Below are 16,909 nucleotides of genomic sequence, written 5' to 3' on the forward strand. Positions count from 1 at the left end.
TATCAGCAAGCGCTACCGTCGGAGCATGCACAACCGCCTCCTCGCCCTCCCGCTCGTCGTCGGCGCCGCCGCGCTCGCCCTGACGGGCTGCGCGACCTCCTCGGCCTCGGGCGACGCCAGCAGCGACGGGAAGATCGCCGTCGTCGCCTCGACCAACGTCTACGGCTCGATCGTCCAGTCGATCGGTGGCGACCAGGTGTCGGTCACGAGCATCCTGAACGACCCCTCGCAGGACCCGCACTCGTTCGAGTCGAGCGCCCGCACCCAGCTCGCGGTGTCGAAGGCCGACCTGCTCATCGAGAACGGCGGCGGGTACGACGACTTCATGACCACGCTCGCCGACGCCTCGGACACGAAGGCCGACACCATCAACGTGGTGAAGCTCTCCGGCTTGGACAAGGGCGGCGACGCCGAGTTCAACGAGCACGTGTTCTACAGCTACCCGACGATGGTGAAGCTCGTCGACGACGTCACGAAGCGCCTGTCCGCGCTCGATGCGGGCGACGAGGCCACGTTCGAGCAGAACGCCGACGCGCTCACGACGAAGCTCGAGGACCTCGAATCCCAGACCGCCGACCTGAAGAAGACGTACGACGGCGAGAAGGTGGCGTACACCGAGCCGGTGCCGGGCTACCTCTTCGACGCGATCGGTCTCGACAACGTCACCCCCGAAGCGTTCTCCGAGGCGATCGAGGAGGGCGACGACGTCCCGCCGGCAGCACTCAAGGACACCCTCGCGCTGTTCTCGAACAAGAGCGTGGAGCTGCTCGCCTACAACGACCAGACCTCGAGCGCCGAGACCGAACAGGTCAAGAAGGCCGCCGACCAGGGCGACGTCCCGGTGGTCGGTGTCACGGAGACGCTCCCCAAGGGGCAGGATTACGTCTCGTGGCAGCAGGCGAACATCGACGCGGTGCAGGCGGCGCTCCAGAAGTGACGACCTCGACCGCAGCAGCGACGACCGACAACCCGGCGACCACCTCGGTGGACGACCGGGCTGCGGCCCGTCCGGTCCTGGCCCTGCGCGACGCCGGGCTGTCCTTCGGCGAACGGAAGCTCTGGGGACACCTGGACCTGGACATCGCGCCGGGGGAGTTCGTCGCGGTCCTCGGCCCGAACGGCGCCGGCAAGACCTCGCTCCTGCGCACGGTGCTCGGGCAGCAGCGCCTGACGAGCGGCACGATGTCGTTCCTCGGCCAGCCCGTCCGTCGTGGGCACCGGAAGATCGGCTACATCCCGCAGCAGCGGCTCATGGAGGCCGGCACCCCCCTGCGCGCGCGGGACATGATCGCGCAGGGTGTGACGGGGCACCGGTGGGGCGTCCTGCCGACGTCGAAGGCCGACCGCGCCCGCATCGACCGCATCCTCGACGAGGTCGGCGCCACCGCGTTCGCGGACGCCCCGGTGGCCGAGCTGTCCGGCGGCGAGCAGCAGCGCACCCGCGTCGGTCAGGCCATCGCCGCCGACCCGGCACTGCTGCTGTGCGACGAACCCCTCATCTCACTCGATCTGCGGCACCAGCGGGGCGTCACCGAGCTCATCGACCGGCAGCGTCGGCAGCAGGGTGCCGCGGTGCTCTTCGTGACGCACGACGTGAACCCGATCCTCGACGTCGTCGACCGGGTTCTCTACATTGCCGGCGGCCGGTTCCGGATCGGTTCCCCCGACGAGGTCCTGCGCGCCGACGTGCTGAGCGACCTGTACGGCACCCCCGTCGATGTCGTCCGCACGATGGGCCGCATCGTCATCGTCGGCGCGAACGACGCGCACGACCACCACCACGGCGAGGTCGACCCGCACGCCCCGGCGTCGGACGAAGGGCGGATCTGATGGACGTCCTGTCGACGGTCTTCTCGTTCCAGGACTACGGCGAGCTCGTGACCCTGGTGCAGAACTCGATCTGGGCCGGCGCGGTGCTCGGCATCGTCGGCGGGCTCATCGGCCCGTTCGTCGTCGCCCGGAACATGCCCTTCGCGGTGCACGGCATCTCGGAGCTGTCCTTCGCCGGCGCGAGCGCGTCCCTGCTGCTCGGTGTCAACGTCGTCACGGGCTCGCTCGTCGGGTCGGTGATCGCGGCGCTGCTCATCGGGGTGCTCGGCTCGAGGGCGCGTGACCGCAACTCGATCATCGCCGTGCTCATGCCGTTCGGTCTCGGGCTCGGCATTCTCTGCCTGGCGCTCTACAAGGGACGTGCGGCCAACAAGTTCGGGCTGCTCACCGGCCAGATCGTGTCGGTGGACAACCCGCAGCTGACGTTCCTCATCGTCATCGCCGCCATCGTGGTCGCGACCCTGCTCGTCATCTGGCGGCCGCTGATGTTCGCGTCCGTCGACCCCGACGTCGCCGCGGCCGCCGGTGTCCCGGTGCGGACGCTCGCGATCGTGTTCATGCTCGTCCTCGGCCTGGCCACCGCGGTGTCGGTGCAGATCGTCGGCGCCCTGCTCGTGCTGTCGCTGCTCGTCACCCCGGCCGCTGCGGCACTGCGGCTCAGCTCGCACCCGGTCGTCGTGCCGGTGCTCTCCACGGTGTTCGCCGTGGTGTCGGTCGTCGGTGGCATCCTGCTGGCACTCGGCGGCGGCCTGCCGATCAGTCCCTACGTGACGACCATCTCGTTCGCGATCTGGGTGGTCTGTCGGATCGTCGGGGCCCGGCGCGACCGCCGTGGACGCGACCGGGTCGTCCGCCGCGACCAGCGTGGCGGGGGCACACCGGGCCTCCCGTCCGGAACGAACGGAACCGGAACCGGAGCCGGAACCGGTTCCGGAACGTCAGCCGAAACGAAGGTGGGTGCACCAGCATGAACGCCGTGCAGAAGGTCAAGCGGAACACGTGGCAGCGCGAAGCGGTGCGCGGTGCCCTCGACTCCACCGAGGGGTTCGTCAGCGCGCAGGCGCTGCACCAGCACCTGCGGGACGAGGGCTCGACCATCGGCCTCGCCACCGTCTACCGGGCGCTCGCCGACCTGGCGACCGAGGGTGACGCCGACTCGTTGCAGCAGGACGGCGAATCGCTGTACCGGGCGTGCACGACGGACGCGCACCACCACCACCTGATCTGCCGGAACTGCGGCCGGACCGTCGAGATCGAGGCGGACCCCGTCGAGCAGTGGGCGCAGGACGTCGCCGCCGCCAACGGGTTCACGAACGCCAGCCACGTCGTCGACATCTTCGGCGAGTGCGCGGTGTGCACGGCATCTGCCGCTGCAGCCGGACCGCGGACCGGCGACGCCGACGGCGAGTAGCGTCCGCGCCATGCACGTCATCCTGGTCCCCGGGTTCTGGCTCGATGCGAGCGCGTGGGACGACGTCGCCTCGGTGCTGCTGCAGGCGGGCCACACGGTCGAGGCGATCACCCGCGACGGCGACACGCTCGACGAGCAGGTCGCGGCGCTCGTGGAGCGCCTGGACGACGTCGCCAGCCCGGACGAGCCCGTCGTGCTCGCCGGACACTCCGGCGCCGGACCGATCGCGTACATGGCCGCCGATCAGCGGCCCTCGCTCGTCGCGCACCTGCTCTACGTCGACACGTTCCCCGGTCCCGCCGGCGGCTGCGTGAACGACGAGCTGCCCGTGGTCGACGGTGTGGTGCCGCTGCCCTCGTGGGACGTCTGGGAGCCGGCCACGGTGCGCGGGATGACGCCGGCGTTGCGGGAGTCCTTCGAGCACCGCGCGATCCCGGAGCCGGCCGCCGTGCCGTCCGACCGGTTCCACTACGCCGACGCCGCCCGGCACACGATCCCCGCGACGGTGATCACCTGTGAGATCCCGGCGACCGAGCTCGCGACGATGGTGGCCGACCACCAGACCTGGGCCGCGGAACTCGTCGCGACCGAGGAACTCAGCATCGTCGGACTCGAGACCGGACACTGGCCGATGTTCACGGCGCCGCTCGAACTCGGGGAACTCATGGTGCGTGCGCTTGCGACACGCCCGGAGCTCGCGTAAGCTCTTCCCTTGGTCCTCCACGTCCGCGTGGTGGACCCGTTGTTCCAAGCCCTCCGACCGTCGCGAACGCCGCGGTCGCGTGGTGTCCGTTCCCCCTTCGACAGGGGCTGCGGGCCTGGGCGGTGCGCACAACCCCCTCGCATGCACCACTCCGGTGGTCCTGCGCGTGCGCACCAGGCAAGTGAACTTGGGTGCGGCCGTCCGGTCGCACGGTACCTCAGGAGGAAACCATGGCAGCAGTGTGCCAGGTGACCGGCGCCGTTCCCGGCTTCGGTCACAACATCTCGCACTCGCACCGCCGGACGAAGCGCCGCTTCGACCCGAACGTGCAGAAGAAGACGTACTACGTGCCGTCGCTGCGTCGCAACGTGACGCTCAACGTCAGCGCTAAGGGCATCAAGGTCATCGACGCGCGGGGCATCGAGTCCGTCGTCAAGGACGTCCTCGCCCGTGGGGAGAAGATCTGATGGCGAAAAAGGGTCAGGACATCCGTCCGATCATCAAGCTCCGCTCGACGGCGGGCACCGGGTTCACGTACGTGACCAAGAAGAACCGTCGGAACAACCCCGACCGTCTCGTGCTGAAGAAGTACGACCCGGTGATCCGCAAGCACGTCGACTTCCGTGAGGAGCGCTAAGCATGGCGAAGAAGAGCAAGATCGCGAAGAACAACCAGCGTGCCGTCATCATCGCGCGCTACGCCGAGCGTCGTCTCGAGCTGAAGAAGGCCCTCGTGGACCCGAACGGCTCCGACGAGTCGCGTGAGGCCGCTCGCGTGGGCCTGCAGAAGCTGCCCCGCGACGCATCCCCGATCCGCTACCGCAACCGCGACGCGATCGACGGCCGCCCCCGTGGCCACCTGGGTGAGTTCGGCATCAGCCGTGTCCGCTTCCGCGACATGGCCCACCGTGGAGAGCTCCCCGGCATCACGAAGAGCTCCTGGTAAGCACTCGCAGTACCCGACGCCCCGTCACCTCTTGGTGGCGGGGCGTTCGCTGTGTCCGGGGTACAAGGGCGCCTCAGTGGTCACATCTGCCCCTCTAGCACCCGTCTCGGAGCCCGACAAGCCCGGAAATCCGGGCGAGTCGGCGGTTTTCACCCCTTGTGGCTGGTAGGTTCAACTCCGGTTCCGCCGGGCCCTCGGCCCACTGGCACCGTGGCACGGGGCAACCGCTCCGGGCGCCGGACGGCACGTCCGTCCGACCGATACTGCAAGAAGTCCGAGGAGGACATCCATGGCTGACAAGTCACTGAACCGCACCGAGCTCGTCGCTGCCGTCGCCGCCGAGTCCGGCCAGAGCCAGGCCACCGTCAACGGCGTCGTCGACGCGCTCTTCAGCGTCGTCTCGTCGTCCGTCGCGGACGGCACGAAGGTCACGATCCCCGGTTGGATCGCCTTCGAGAAGACGCACCGCGCCGCCCGCACCGGCCGCAACCCGCAGACGGGTGAGGCCATCGAGATCGCCGCGAGCGACTCGGTCAAGGTCAGCGCCGGCTCGAAGCTCAAGGCTGCGGTCAAGTAAGACTGTTCCGCGCATCGGGAGGGACGGCTTCGGCCGTCCCTTTCGTCGTTTCCGGGGTGCGTTCGGTGCGTCGGGTCGCGTTCGTCGCGCTGCGTCGACCGGGAGGCCCGTGCCGGTTCCCACAGGTCGGCCCGGCCGGTTCGGTGGCCGGGTGGGCACCGCCTAGGCTTGACGGGTGAATCGGATCGCGCGCATCGCCGGTCCCGCCGTGCTCCTGCTCGTCGGGTTCGTGGCGCTGCTCACGGCACTCGTCATCGGCGGTGGTGCGAACGCAGCGCTGATCGCCGACCCCGGTGCCCTGGTCCGTTTCGGTCTGCCGATCTCCCGGTTGGTCGTGGACCTGTCTGCCGCTGCGACGATCGGCGGCCTCGCGTTGGCCACCGTCGGACTCTCGCGCTCCGGCCCGGAGTGGAACCGCGCCATCGACGTCGCGGCCGCCGCCAGCGGGCTCTGGACGGTGTCGTCCGCGGTCACCACCTTCTTCACGTTCCTGAGCGTCGCCGGCTCGAAGATCAGCATCGACGAGCAGTTCGGCCAGTCGATGGGCGTGTTCCTCACCGGCACGGACCTCGGGCTCGCCTGGCTCGTGACGGTGCTCGTCGCCGCTGCCGTCACGGTGCTCTGCTTCGCCGTCCGTTCCCGGGGCATGGTCGCCCTGACCGCCGGTGTCTCGATGATCGGCCTCATCCCGCTCGCGCAGCAGGGCCACGCCGCCGGCACCGCGAGCCACGACGCCGCCGTGACCGCCCTCGGACTGCACCTGGTCGGCGCCGCGCTCTGGGTCGGTGGCCTGACCATGCTCGTGCTCCTGCGCGGCGTGCTGCCCGGTGACCGCCTGGCCGTGGTCGTCGCGCGGTACTCGAGCATCGCGCTCGGGTGCTTCGTGCTCGTGGCGGTGTCGGGTGTCGCCTCGGCACAGATCCGCGTGGGTGCCCTGTCGAACCTGTTCACGCCGTACGGCACTCTCGTGCTGGTCAAGATCGGCGCGATCGTCGTCATCGGGGTCCTCGGTGCCGTGCAGCGTCGGCGTGCGATCCGTTCCCTGACCGAGGCGCCGGCACGGCACCGCCCGTTCTGGACCCTGATCGTGGTCGAGCTCGCCGTGATGGGTGTCGCATCGGGCTTCGCCGCGGCGCTCGGCCGAACGGCCACCCCGGTCGACCAGATCGCGCTGAGCAAGACGACCGACCCGAGCCCCGCCGAGCTGCTCACCGACGACCTGCTGCCGCACGCGCCCGGGGCCTGGGGCTGGCTGACGCAGTGGAACATCGACCTGTTCTGGTTGATGGCCGCCGTGCTGCTCGCTGCGACCTACGCGGCCGGTGTCGTGCGCCTGCGCCGTGCCGGCGTCCACTGGCCGGTGCGCCGTTCGGTGGCGGCGGCCCTCGCGATCATCTCGCTCGTGGTCGCGACGTCCGGTTCGCTGCACCAGTACGACCGGTTCCTGGTGTCGGCGAACGTCGGCGCGCACGTGCTGCTCGGCCTGGTGGTGCCGGCGCTGGTGTGGGCGGCGGCCCCCGTCGTGCTCATCCGGGCCGCGGTGCACCCGCGCGACGACGACAGCACCGGCGTGCGCGAGTGGACCGGTGTGCTGGTCGACAACGCCGCGGTCCGTTACCTGGTGCAGCCCTTCCCGGCGTTCCTGCTCGCCGCAGCGGTGTGGTGGGCGTACTCCGCCACCGATGCCGTCCGCTGGTCGGTGAGCGACTCCACGGGGCGCACGGTCATCGACGTGGGCTTCCTGCTCGTCGGACTCCTGGCGATGCCGACGCTCTTCACGCCGGTCGCGGCCGGCCAGCGACACCCGACCCGCGGAGCGGCGGTCGTGCGGATCGTCGGGGCCGCGGTTGTCGCCGCCGGAGCGGTGTCGCTCGGCATCGCGATGCGCGGGCCGCTCGGACTCCTGCAGGCGTCGTGGTTCGGGGCGATGGGGCGGACGTGGGGCCCCGATCCGCTCGTCGACCAGGCCCGTGGCGGGCTCGTGCTCGTGGTCGCCGGGGTGCTGCTCCTGGTGGCGGTCGTCGTGGTGGTGCTCGTGCAGCTTCGGCGGGCTGGATCGCCTGCGCGCACGCTCGGAGCGGACGCGCGCACCCTCGAGCAGGACGCACGATGAGCGTCGAGCTCAGCGACGAGCAGCGGGCCGTCTTCGAGTACATCGAGCACACCCGCGACCACGTCTTCATCACCGGTCGTGCCGGCACGGGCAAGTCGACCCTGCTCAACCACCTGTCGTGGAACACCGAGAAGCAGGTCGTGATCTGCGCACCGACCGGGGTTGCAGCCCTGAACGTCGGTGGCCAGACGATCCACTCGTTGTTCCGCCTGCCGATCGGCCTCATCGCCGATGCCGAGCTGCGCCAGGGACCGGACACCCGCAAGCTCCTGAACACCATCGACACCCTGGTGATCGACGAGGTCTCGATGGTGAACGCCGACCTGCTCGACGGGATGGACCGCTCGCTGCGCAAGGCCCGCGGGCGGCAGTTCGAGGCGTTCGGCGGAGTGCAGGTGGTCATGTTCGGCGACCCGTACCAGTTGCCGCCGGTCCCGGGTGGTGCCGACGAACGCGCCTACTTCACCGACCACTACCGGTCGATGTGGTTCTTCGACGCCAAGGTGTGGCTCGAGGCGGAGCTGAACATCATCGAGCTCGCCACCGTGCACCGCCAGCGCGACGACGCCTTCGCCGCCATGCTCACGGCGGTGCGGCACGGCCGGGTGACCGCCGAGATCGCCGACCAGCTGAACACCGCGGGCGCACGGCCCTCGCCCGACGACGCCATCACCCTCGCCACCCGGAACGACACCGTCGCGCGCATCAACAAGGCGGCGCTCGAACGGTTGCCCGGCAAGGTGAAGACCGCGAAGGCCGACGTCAACGGCGACTTCGGCGGGCGGAACTTCCCGGCCGACGAAGCCCTCGAGCTCAAGCCCGGCGCGCACGTGATGTTCCTGCGCAACGACGCCGACCAGCGATGGGTGAACGGGACGCTCGGCATCGTCACGGCGATCCGTGACACGGTCTGGGTCGACGTCGACGGAGAGTCCTTCGAGGTCCAGCCGTCGGTGTGGGAGAAGTTCAAGTACTCCTACGACGCCGACAAGAAGGAGCTCAAGAAGGACACCGTCGGTGAGTTCCAGCAGTTCCCGTTGCGGCTCGCCTGGGCGGTGACGATCCACAAGTCGCAGGGCAGCACCTACGACCGCGCGGTGGTCGACCTGGGCAACCGGGTGTTCAGCGCCGGACAGACGTACGTCGCGTTGTCACGGCTGACGTCGCTCGAGGGGCTGTACCTGACCCGGCCACTGCGGCCGCAGGACATCATCGTCGACACGGACGTCCGACGCTTCATGTCCGAGGCGCCACGCATCGTCGCGACGGCACTCGAAGCCCGGAAGCCGAAACCGGACGACGACTCCGACGACGACGCCTGACGCACACACGACGACGCCCGCCTGCCGGAGCGGCAGACGGGCGTCGGGGAGCGTGTCGGTGCGTCAGGCGCGAGCCGCCGCACGCAGCGCGCGGAGGTTCTCCTTGTCGGCACCGAGCGCCGTCAGCAGCAGGACGACCCCGACGATCGCGTGGAACACGTTGTCGGTGGTGTTCAGCGCGAAGATGTTCGCCGAGGTGTTCACGAAGACGAAGCCGTAGACGGCCAGCACCACGAGCACGGCGCCGACGACCAGGTTGCCGTTCCGCGAACCGATGGTGGTGCCGAGCCCGGTGATGAGCAGGACCGCGGCGAGCAGCACCCAGATGAGGGCGAGCGGCGGGTTCACCCCGAAGGCGTTCCAGAGCATCCCGCCCTGGCGGCTGAAGAAGCCGGGGTCGCCGTCGGCGGCGAAGAAGAAGCCCAGGATGCCCCAGAGTGCGAGGACGCCACCGACCGTGAGCGCGAGCCCGCGGTTCGGTGAGGCGGTGATGCCCGGTTCCTTGATGGCCACTTCGGTCTCCTCCTCGTACACTGCCGACGCGACGTGCGTCAGTCCGGCGGTGCCCGCCGGACTGAGCGGCGCGGCACTGAGCGGCACAGCGCGGGATCCGCGGGTGACGGCCGCGCGGTTCCCAGCCTCCGGCCGGTGAGCCAACGGTATCGTGTCCGACCCCGACCGTCCGAATCGCAGCGCCGTCACCAGGCGTGCGACGAGACCGACGACGACCACTCCGAGGAGGACCAGCCCGGTGACCTTGACACCCGAGCGCAATGCACCGGAGTCGCGTGGACCGAGCGTCTCGCGGCGGTTGCGGTGGGGTGTGCTGGCGGCTCTGGGGTTCGTGATCGTGCCTTCCGTCTACGCGGCCGCGGTGCTGACGCCGGTGGGGCAGCGCATGGAGGACGCCGCGCTCGGCGGGGTCCGTGAGTCCGACCTGTTCAGCTCGGACACTGCGCTCAACGTCATCTCGGTGCCGGTGATCCTGTTGCTCGTTGTCGTGATCGTCGCGGTGGCGTTCGCCAGGCGACGGCTCTCGGTGGGGCTCGGCGCGGGTGCAGTGGTGCTCGCGTCGGCGGCCACCTCGACGCTCGTCAAGCGTATCGCCGAGCGCCCGGAGATCGCCCAGTCGACGACGCCGAACTCGTTCCCCTCGGGCCACGCGACCATCGCGCTGGCCGCACTGTTCGCCGTCCTGATGGTCACGCCCCGTCGCTTCCGGCCGATCGTCACGCTGCTCGGTGCCGCCTACGCGGTCTTCGTCGCCAACCAGACGGTCGTCTACGGCTGGCACCGGGTGAGCGACATCATCGGGGCGTGCGCGATCGCGATGTTCTGGCTCGGCGTCGTCCGGGCGTTCGGTCCGAGGGTCGACCGGGGCCTCCGAGGTGACCGGGACGGCCGTCGGGGTCCGCGCCGGGTGGTCAGCGTCGTCCTGCTCGTCGCCACCGGGGTCACGCTGGCCGTCGGCGTCGCCGCGCTCGTCGTCGGCCTGACGGGGGACGGCGCTCACGACCACGCCGCGATCCTGATGGCCGGACGACTGGCCTCGAGCGCGAGCGTCCTGGCGGTGGTGACCGCGGTGTGGTTCCTCGACGGCATGCACCACGCGGCCCGGACCGACCCCGCAGCACTGCCCGCAGCGCGCTGACGCCTGGTGGGAATGCACCGGCGTACGCTACGTTGTACCCAGCAAGTCGATGCAAACGCATCGATATCGCGAAAGGCGGCGCATCATGCAGTTCGGCATCTTCACGGTCAGTGACGTGACGACCGACCCCACGACCGGCACCACGCCGGACGACACCCAGCGCGTCCGCGACATCCTCACGATCGCGCAGCACGCCGACCAGGCCGGACTCGACGTCTTCGCCACCGGCGAGCACCACAACCCGCCGTTCGTCGCCTCGTCGCCGACCACGTTGCTGGCCTACCTCGCGGCGAAGACGAAGGACATCACGCTCTCGACGAGCACCACGCTCATCACCACGAACGACCCGGTGCGCATCGCCGAGGAGTACGCGATGCTCCAGGTGATCTCCGACGGCCGCATGGACCTCATGATGGGTCGCGGCAACACCGGCCCGGTCTACCCGTGGTTCGGGCAGGACATCCGCCAGGGCGTCAACCTGGCCATCGAGAACTACGCGCTCGTCCGCCAGCTCTGGGGGAACGACGTCGTCAACTGGCAGGGCAAGTTCCGCACGCCACTGCAGGGCTTCACCTCGACGCCGCGCCCCCTCGACGGCGTGCCGCCGTTCGTCTGGCACGGCTCGATCCGCACGCCCGAGATCGCGGAACAGGCCGCGTACTACGGTGACGGCTTCTTCCACAACAACATCTTCTGGCCGATCCAGCACACCGAGCAGATGGTCGGGCTGTACCGCCAGCGCTTCGAGCACTACGGGCACGGCCGTGCGGACCAGGCGATCGTCGGTCTGGGTGGGCAGTTCTTCGCCCGCAAGAACTCGCAGGACGCGGTCAACGAGTTCCGGCCCTACTTCGACAACGCCCCGGTCTACGGCCACGGCCCCTCGATGGAGGACTTCGCCGCCCAGACCCCGCTCACGGTCGGTTCGCCGCAGCAGGTCATCGACCGGTACGCGGCCATGAAGGACCACGTCGGCCACTACCAGCGCCAGCTGTTCCTGGTCGACCACGCCGGGCTGCCGCTCAAGACCGTGCTCGAGCAGATCGACATCCTGGCCACGGACATCGTCCCCGAGCTCCGCAAGCTGAACGACGAGGGCCGTCCGTCCGACGTGCCGTCGAACCCGCCGAGCCACACGGAGCGCGCCGCCGCGGCGCTCGCCGCCGGCACGGTCGGCAGCGACCACGTCGCCGCCGAGGACGAGTGGACGGGTGCCTCCGTCTGACGCTCCCAGCGCTCGGTTCGTGAGCAGGAATGGTCGGGTCCCGCGAGGTGACCCGACCTTTTCTGCTCACCATGCGGGGTGGGCGCGACCACAGGCGGACGGGAGGCACGGCGCCGGCTGGCACCGTGCCTCCCGTCCGCCCCGGCGCACGTCCACGGCGCGAGTCGCGAAAGCGACAGTCCTGCGGATGGCACTGCCGTCACCTTCGCGAAAGCGACAGTTGCCCGCCGATCATCGGCGGAGATCTGTCGCTTTCGCGAGCGGGGCGGCCGGCTCGGTGACCGGACGGGCCGGCACGAGCTTCAGGCCGACGACGCAGCCGACGATCCCGGCGATGAACAGCACGCGCAGCAGGGTGACGGGCTCGGCGCCGGTGGCCATGCCCCACAGCACCGTCAGGGCTGCACCGGTGCCGGTCCACACGGCGTACGCGGTGCTGATCGGGATGTGCTTGAGGACGTAGCCGAACGCGACGAGGCTGATCACGATCGTGATCGCGAACACGACGGTCGGGCCGGGTCGGGTGAAGCCGTCGCTCTCGCCGAGGGCGGTCGCCCACACGGTCTCGAGCGTGGCGCTGAGGAACAGGACGATCCAGGCCACCTCAGCTCACCACCTTGAGGCCGACGACGCAGGCGACCAGGCCGAACACGAGGCCGAGGCGTGCGAGCGACGCGGCTTCCTGCCGGCGCAGGATCGACACGACGACCGTCAGCGAGGCGCCGATGCCGACCCAGACGGCGTAGGCGGTGCCCACCGGGATCGACTTCATCGCGAACGCGAGCCCGACCATGCTCAGCGCCATGCCGGCGATGAACACGATCGTCGGCACGACCTTCTTGAAGCCGTTCGAGGCGCTCAGGGCGGTGGCCCAGACGGCCTCGAGCACGCCGCTCAGCACGAGGATGACCCAGGCCATGACGATGTTCCCTTCCTTCGGTGGCATAGTCGCACGACTGTGCGACTATGACTTCGACGGTAGCACGAGTTCGTACGACTGTGCGAGTATGGCGTCGTGGCCAGGAGCATGGACGTCGAGCAGCGGCGCCGCACCGTGTCCGAGGCGGCGTGCCGGGTGCTCGCCCGCGACGGACTCGGGGCGCTCAGCGTCCGGAACGTCGCGGCGGAGGCCGGACTGCCGCCGAGCACCGTCCGCTACACCTTCCCGACCCAGGCGAGCGTCCGGTCGCACGCGCTCGAGCTCGTGTTCGACGCGACCGCGGCCCGGATCGACGCCGTGCCCGCGGACCTGCGGGGCACGGCGTACGCGCACGCGGTCCTGCTCGAGCTCCTGCCCCTCGACGAGGAGCGACGCATCGAGCTCGACGTCTACCTGGGCCTCGGCACGGCGGCGCTGACCGACGCCGAGCTCCGGCCGTTCCACGACCGGGTCGTCGACGAGATGCGGGAGTGGTGCGGGCGGATCCTGCGGGCGCTCGGGGTGCCGGACGCCGACGTGCCCTACGAGACCCGCCGCCTGCACGCCCTGGTGGACGGGCTCGCGATGCACATCGTGCGGGTCGATCCCGGGGGTGACGCCTCGTGGGCGATCGACACGCTCGACCGGCACGTGGCGGGCATCGCCCGGGTCTGACTGCGGCCCGGTGCCGGGTTCGCGGGCCGGTGCGGCGTTGTGGCTGGCGGTGGAGCACGTGCACGGTGCCGGGTTCGCGAACCCGTGCGTCGTTGGTGGCTCCGTGCGGCGCTCCAGGCCTGCACCGAGCGAGCAACCCTGCACGGGGTGAACGAACTCGCACGGTGCGCAGGCGGCCGCGCGCGGACCGCCACGCAGCACGCGTCGCCTATCCTTTCCGGGTGACGACGACCACGCCGCCGCAGCAGCGCTCCCGCTCCCGTTCCCTGACGGGCCCGGGCCTCGTGCTGCTCGCCGTCGTCGTGCTCCTGGGGACCCGGCTGCTGTCCCCGAGCATCGGGACCGCCGGCCTGCCGGACGTCGTGCAGGACTTCCTGACCCTGGCGATCAGCGTGGTGGTCGAGTCGCTGCCGTTCGTGGTGCTCGGCATCGTGCTGTCGATCGTCGTCGAGGTGTGGGTGCCCGTCGGTGCGCTCGAGAAGGTCCTGCCGCAGAACGCCTTCGGCCGCCGCGCCGTGATCTCGCTGATCGGCATGCTGTTCCCGGTGTGCGAGTGCGGGAACGTGCCCCTCGCCCGCGGCCTGATGATGCGCGGGTTCACCCCTGCCGAGGCCGTCACGTTCCTGGTCGCCGCCCCCATCCTCAACCCGCTCGTGATCATCAGCACCGCGCAGGCGTTCGGCTGGTCCGGCTGGATCCTGCCGGTCCGGATCGTCGGCGGCTTCGTGATCGCGAACCTGGTCGGCTGGATCGTCGCCGCGCACCGCCGCCCGGCCGACCTGCTGCTGCCCGCGTTCGAGGCCCGCTGCCGCGCTGCGATCGGCGCACCGCGGAGCCGGAACCGCTGGCGGGAGAGCGCCGCGCAGTTCGGCGGCGAGACCGCAACCATGATGCCGGCCCTGTTCGTCGGCGCCGGCCTGGCTGCGGCGATCCAGGTCGCCGTGCCCCGTTCCACGCTCGTCGCGATCGGCTCGAACCCGGTGCTCTCCGTCGCGGCGATGATGCTGCTCGCCATGACGGTGTCGCTCTGCTCGAACGTCGACGCGTTCTTCGCACTGTCGTTCGCCTCGACGTTCCTGCCCGGGTCGATCACGGCCTTCCTGATCATCGGGCCGATCATCGACGTCAAGATGATCGCCCTGCTCCGCACGACGTTCCGGGTCCGGTTCCTGGTGCTGCTCGCCGTCGTGTGCGTGCTGTTCGCCGGCGCCGTGGGATTGGTGATGAATGTCCTCGTCTGACGCACGCAGCAGCAATGCTCCGGCCTACCTCGGGCTCGGGTCCGTGCTGGCGGTCGCCCTGTGCACGCTCTGGCTCGCACTGGTGGGCCACCTCGACCTGTACATCAACCCGCGGTACTCGGTGTTCACGATCGTGCTCGCCGCCGTCGCGGTACCCGCCTCGATCGCGGGCCTGGTGGTCATCGCACGCGGCCACGGCCACACGCACGGTGACGACGAGCACGAGCACGAGCACGAGCACGAGCATGAGCACGAGCCGGACCACGACCACGGGCGGCGCGGGCCCGGCCGTGGTCGCGCCGTCAGCCTCGCCCTCGGCGGAGCGGCCGCGATCGTCACGGTCGGGGTCACCGTGTCGATGCTGGTCCTGCCCCCGACGACGCTGTCCGCCCGCACCGCGCAGCAGCGGAGCGTGGACTCGGCGACCCTGTCGAACGCGACGGGCTCCGAGGCGGCGGTCTCCCTGCTCGGCAGCGAGGGCGTCGACACCTCGGAGTACGGCGTCAAGGACTGGGCGGCGCTGATCCGGCAGACCACCGACACCACGGCCCTGGTCGGCAAGCAGGTGCGGCTGTCCGGCTTCGTCGTGCCCGGCCAGGACGGCTCGTTCACCCTGACCCGGTTCGTGATCAGCTGCTGCGCCGTGGACGCCCAGCCAGTCGGCCTCGGCGTGGTGACCGAGGGCGGCGACCGTACCGAGGCGGAGCCCGACGAAGGGCAGTGGGTCACGGTGACCGGCGCACTCGCGGCGAACCCGGACCAGTCCGCCGACGCCCGCATCGTCATCAAAGCCGCGAAGGTCACCGAGATCGCGCAGCCGAAGGACCCGTATGAGTACTGAGACGCGCACGAGTACTGAAACGGGCACGAGTACTGAGCGCACGGACCGCCGCCCGGTCGCGCACCGGTTCCACCGCCGGTACCTCGCCGTCGTGCTCGTCCTGGCGGTCGTCGCCGCGCTCGCCGCCGTCGTCGGGTCGCAGCAGGGGCCGCGCCTGCGTGACGTGTCGTACGACGCCACCGGTCTGGTGTCCCGTCCGGCGCAGCGGGTGATCCTGACGGCGAACCAGGCGCTGCAGCAGGTGTCCGCCGCCGACGTCCGGGTCACCCCGGCGGCCGCGCACACCGTGACCTCGAGCGGCAACACGATCGCGGTCGAGTTCGCCGGACCCCTGGCCTACGACCGCGACTACACGGTGACGGTCGCGAACGTCCGGGCTCCGGGGCAGCGTGCCACCGCGGACCTGACCGCCGCGATCCGGACCGGCAGCACCGACGTCCTCGCCCTCGTGCCCGGAGCCGACGGCGCGAAGGACCGCATCGTGCGCCGCTCCCTCGACGCAGGCGGTGCGACGACCGTGTACCAGGGCGCCGACATCTCGGAGTACGCCCGGCTCGGACGGTCGCTGGTGGTGGTCAGCGGCAGCGACGCGAGCTCCTCGGTCGACGTGGTCGCGTTGTCCGGCGGGGTGCAGGACCCGGACGCCCCCGTCGAGCACCTCACCCTGCCGTCCTCGCAGGGGCGGGTCACCGCGCTGCACGTCGCCGACGACGCGGCCTCGTTCGGGTTCGAGTACGCCGACACGTCCACCGGGCAGTCGCGGAACACCGGTCTGTACGTGGTCGACATGACGGGCACGCACCTGCCCACCGCGATCGCCGAGGACGGGAAGCCGCAGACGGGCGCCGTGCCGATGACGGTCGGGCAGTGGGCCTACGTGCCCCGGACCGAGAGCGCCCTGGTGCGGACGGGCAGCGACGACCTGGTGCTCGTCGACATGAGTGGCCGCGCCGACCCCGTCCGGCTCGGCAGCGCCACGTACCTGCACGGGTTCGTCGGCTCGGGCACCACGGCCGTCGTCGAGACCGGCACGGGCATCGAGCGCCTCGACCTGACCGACGGCGCGAAGACGGCGCTGCGGGCGCCGGCCGCGAGCACCGACGCGGCGGTGCTCGGCAGGATCGCCCCGCTGACGGACGACACGTACCTGCGCGTGCTGGGGGACGTGCGGTCGGACGGGACCGTCTCGGCACGGATCGTGCGCGTGGACGGTGGGCGGGCCTCCCGGCTGCCGGTGACCGTCCCCGACGACGCGAGCGTCACGGCGGTCTGCCCGTCCCCGAACGGCCAGTTCGTGGCGGTCGCGACGAAGTCGGCGACCGACGAGCTGGTGAGCATCGTCGACGCGACCTCCGGTGCGCTCGAGGCGAGCATCGACGCGGGTTCCGTCGACTGGTGCGGCGCGCTGCCGTCCGGCGACGAGGTCGGCTGACGGCCCGACGGACAGGCGGACAGA

20 protein-coding genes are annotated in these 16,909 nt (G+C 70.6%); 17 read left to right on the forward strand and 3 right to left on the reverse strand.

Features of this window, described 5'->3' with window-relative positions; all coding sequences use genetic code 11:
- The first annotated feature begins 25 nt into the window (after window positions 1–25).
- The 11 genes from EDF53_RS10050 to EDF53_RS10100 all read left to right on the forward strand — a co-directional run bounded on the left by EDF53_RS10050 (window position 26) and on the right by EDF53_RS10100 (window position 8,901).
- A complete protein-coding gene (locus EDF53_RS10050) occupies window positions 26–937 on the forward strand; it encodes a metal ABC transporter solute-binding protein, Zn/Mn family (RefSeq protein WP_123293456.1) in 912 nt (303 codons plus the stop codon).
- A 47-nt stretch (window positions 938–984) separates the two neighbouring features.
- Entirely contained in the window at window positions 985–1,830 is an 846-nt protein-coding gene (locus EDF53_RS10055; protein WP_123293829.1) for a metal ABC transporter ATP-binding protein, read from the forward strand.
- Window positions 1,830–2,801, forward strand: a complete 972-nt coding sequence (locus EDF53_RS10060) for a metal ABC transporter permease (protein WP_260215371.1) — start codon at window positions 1,830–1,832, stop codon at window positions 2,799–2,801. Before EDF53_RS10055 ends, EDF53_RS10060 begins: the two co-directional genes overlap by 1 nt.
- Complete coding sequence (locus EDF53_RS10065; RefSeq protein WP_123293457.1) at window positions 2,798–3,241, forward strand: Fur family transcriptional regulator; 444 nt, start codon at window positions 2,798–2,800, stop codon at window positions 3,239–3,241. Before EDF53_RS10060 ends, EDF53_RS10065 begins: the two co-directional genes overlap by 4 nt.
- Before the next feature lie 10 nt (window positions 3,242–3,251).
- Window positions 3,252–3,944, forward strand: a complete 693-nt coding sequence (locus EDF53_RS10070) for an alpha/beta fold hydrolase (RefSeq protein WP_123293458.1) — start codon at window positions 3,252–3,254, stop codon at window positions 3,942–3,944.
- A gap of 230 nt (window positions 3,945–4,174) precedes the next feature.
- Window positions 4,175–4,411, forward strand: coding sequence for a 50S ribosomal protein L28 (gene rpmB, locus EDF53_RS10075; RefSeq protein WP_111085377.1), 237 nt, complete (start codon window positions 4,175–4,177; stop codon window positions 4,409–4,411).
- Window positions 4,411–4,581, forward strand: coding sequence for a 50S ribosomal protein L33 (gene rpmG / locus EDF53_RS10080; RefSeq protein WP_017886456.1), 171 nt, complete (start codon window positions 4,411–4,413; stop codon window positions 4,579–4,581). The genes rpmB and rpmG overlap by 1 nt, the downstream gene beginning before the upstream one ends.
- A 2-nt stretch (window positions 4,582–4,583) precedes the next feature.
- Complete coding sequence (gene rpsN, locus EDF53_RS10085; RefSeq protein ID WP_111085378.1) at window positions 4,584–4,889, forward strand: 30S ribosomal protein S14; 306 nt, start codon at window positions 4,584–4,586, stop codon at window positions 4,887–4,889.
- Window positions 4,890–5,178: 289 nt separating this feature from the next.
- Window positions 5,179–5,466: an HU family DNA-binding protein gene (locus EDF53_RS10090; RefSeq protein ID WP_111085379.1), complete on the forward strand. Its 288-nt coding sequence runs from the start codon at window positions 5,179–5,181 to the stop codon at window positions 5,464–5,466.
- A 175-nt stretch (window positions 5,467–5,641) separates the two neighbouring features.
- Window positions 5,642–7,579, forward strand: coding sequence for a cytochrome c oxidase assembly protein (locus tag EDF53_RS10095; RefSeq protein WP_123293459.1), 1,938 nt, complete (start codon window positions 5,642–5,644; stop codon window positions 7,577–7,579).
- On the forward strand, window positions 7,576–8,901 hold the full coding sequence (locus tag EDF53_RS10100) for an ATP-dependent RecD-like DNA helicase (protein WP_123293460.1): 1,326 nt from the start codon (window positions 7,576–7,578) through the stop codon (window positions 8,899–8,901). The genes EDF53_RS10095 and EDF53_RS10100 overlap by 4 nt, the downstream gene beginning before the upstream one ends.
- 63 nt (window positions 8,902–8,964) lie before the next feature.
- Here EDF53_RS10100 and EDF53_RS19330 read toward each other — a convergent pair whose 3' ends face one another.
- Window positions 8,965–9,414, reverse strand: a complete 450-nt coding sequence (locus EDF53_RS19330) for a DUF4383 domain-containing protein (protein ID WP_173169927.1) — start codon at window positions 9,412–9,414, stop codon at window positions 8,965–8,967.
- Between the two features lie 238 nt (window positions 9,415–9,652).
- Between EDF53_RS19330 and EDF53_RS10110 the strand changes: the two genes are divergently transcribed.
- Complete coding sequence (locus EDF53_RS10110) at window positions 9,653–10,552, forward strand: phosphatase PAP2 family protein (protein ID WP_131844768.1); 900 nt, start codon at window positions 9,653–9,655, stop codon at window positions 10,550–10,552.
- An 85-nt stretch (window positions 10,553–10,637) separates the two neighbouring features.
- Window positions 10,638–11,777: a CE1758 family FMN-dependent luciferase-like monooxygenase gene (locus tag EDF53_RS10115; RefSeq protein WP_123293463.1), complete on the forward strand. Its 1,140-nt coding sequence runs from the start codon at window positions 10,638–10,640 to the stop codon at window positions 11,775–11,777.
- Window positions 11,778–12,008: 231 nt separating this feature from the next.
- On the opposite strand, the gene EDF53_RS10120 is transcribed toward EDF53_RS10115, so the two are convergent.
- Window positions 12,009–12,380, reverse strand: coding sequence for a multidrug efflux SMR transporter (locus tag EDF53_RS10120; protein WP_123293464.1), 372 nt, complete (start codon window positions 12,378–12,380; stop codon window positions 12,009–12,011).
- 1 nt (window position 12,381) lies between these two features.
- Complete coding sequence (locus EDF53_RS10125; protein ID WP_123293830.1) at window positions 12,382–12,696, reverse strand: multidrug efflux SMR transporter; 315 nt, start codon at window positions 12,694–12,696, stop codon at window positions 12,382–12,384.
- 96 nt (window positions 12,697–12,792) lie between these two features.
- Between EDF53_RS10125 and EDF53_RS10130 the strand changes: the two genes are divergently transcribed.
- From EDF53_RS10130 to EDF53_RS10145, 4 genes are all read left to right on the forward strand, one after another.
- Window positions 12,793–13,371 (forward strand): TetR/AcrR family transcriptional regulator, encoded by a 579-nt coding sequence (locus EDF53_RS10130; RefSeq protein WP_165901146.1) that lies wholly within the window; start codon window positions 12,793–12,795, stop codon window positions 13,369–13,371.
- Window positions 13,372–13,592: 221 nt separating this feature from the next.
- Window positions 13,593–14,612, forward strand: a complete 1,020-nt coding sequence (locus EDF53_RS10135) for a permease (protein ID WP_123293466.1) — start codon at window positions 13,593–13,595, stop codon at window positions 14,610–14,612.
- Window positions 14,599–15,453: a TIGR03943 family putative permease subunit gene (locus EDF53_RS10140; protein WP_123293467.1), complete on the forward strand. Its 855-nt coding sequence runs from the start codon at window positions 14,599–14,601 to the stop codon at window positions 15,451–15,453. Before EDF53_RS10135 ends, EDF53_RS10140 begins: the two co-directional genes overlap by 14 nt.
- Window positions 15,443–16,885: a hypothetical protein gene (locus EDF53_RS10145; RefSeq protein WP_148058312.1), complete on the forward strand. Its 1,443-nt coding sequence runs from the start codon at window positions 15,443–15,445 to the stop codon at window positions 16,883–16,885. The genes EDF53_RS10140 and EDF53_RS10145 overlap by 11 nt, the downstream gene beginning before the upstream one ends.
- The last annotated feature ends 24 nt before the right edge of the window (window positions 16,886–16,909 follow it).

The organism is Curtobacterium sp. PhB78 (genome assembly GCF_003751685.1).
GTDB lineage: Bacteria > Actinomycetota > Actinomycetes > Actinomycetales > Microbacteriaceae > Curtobacterium.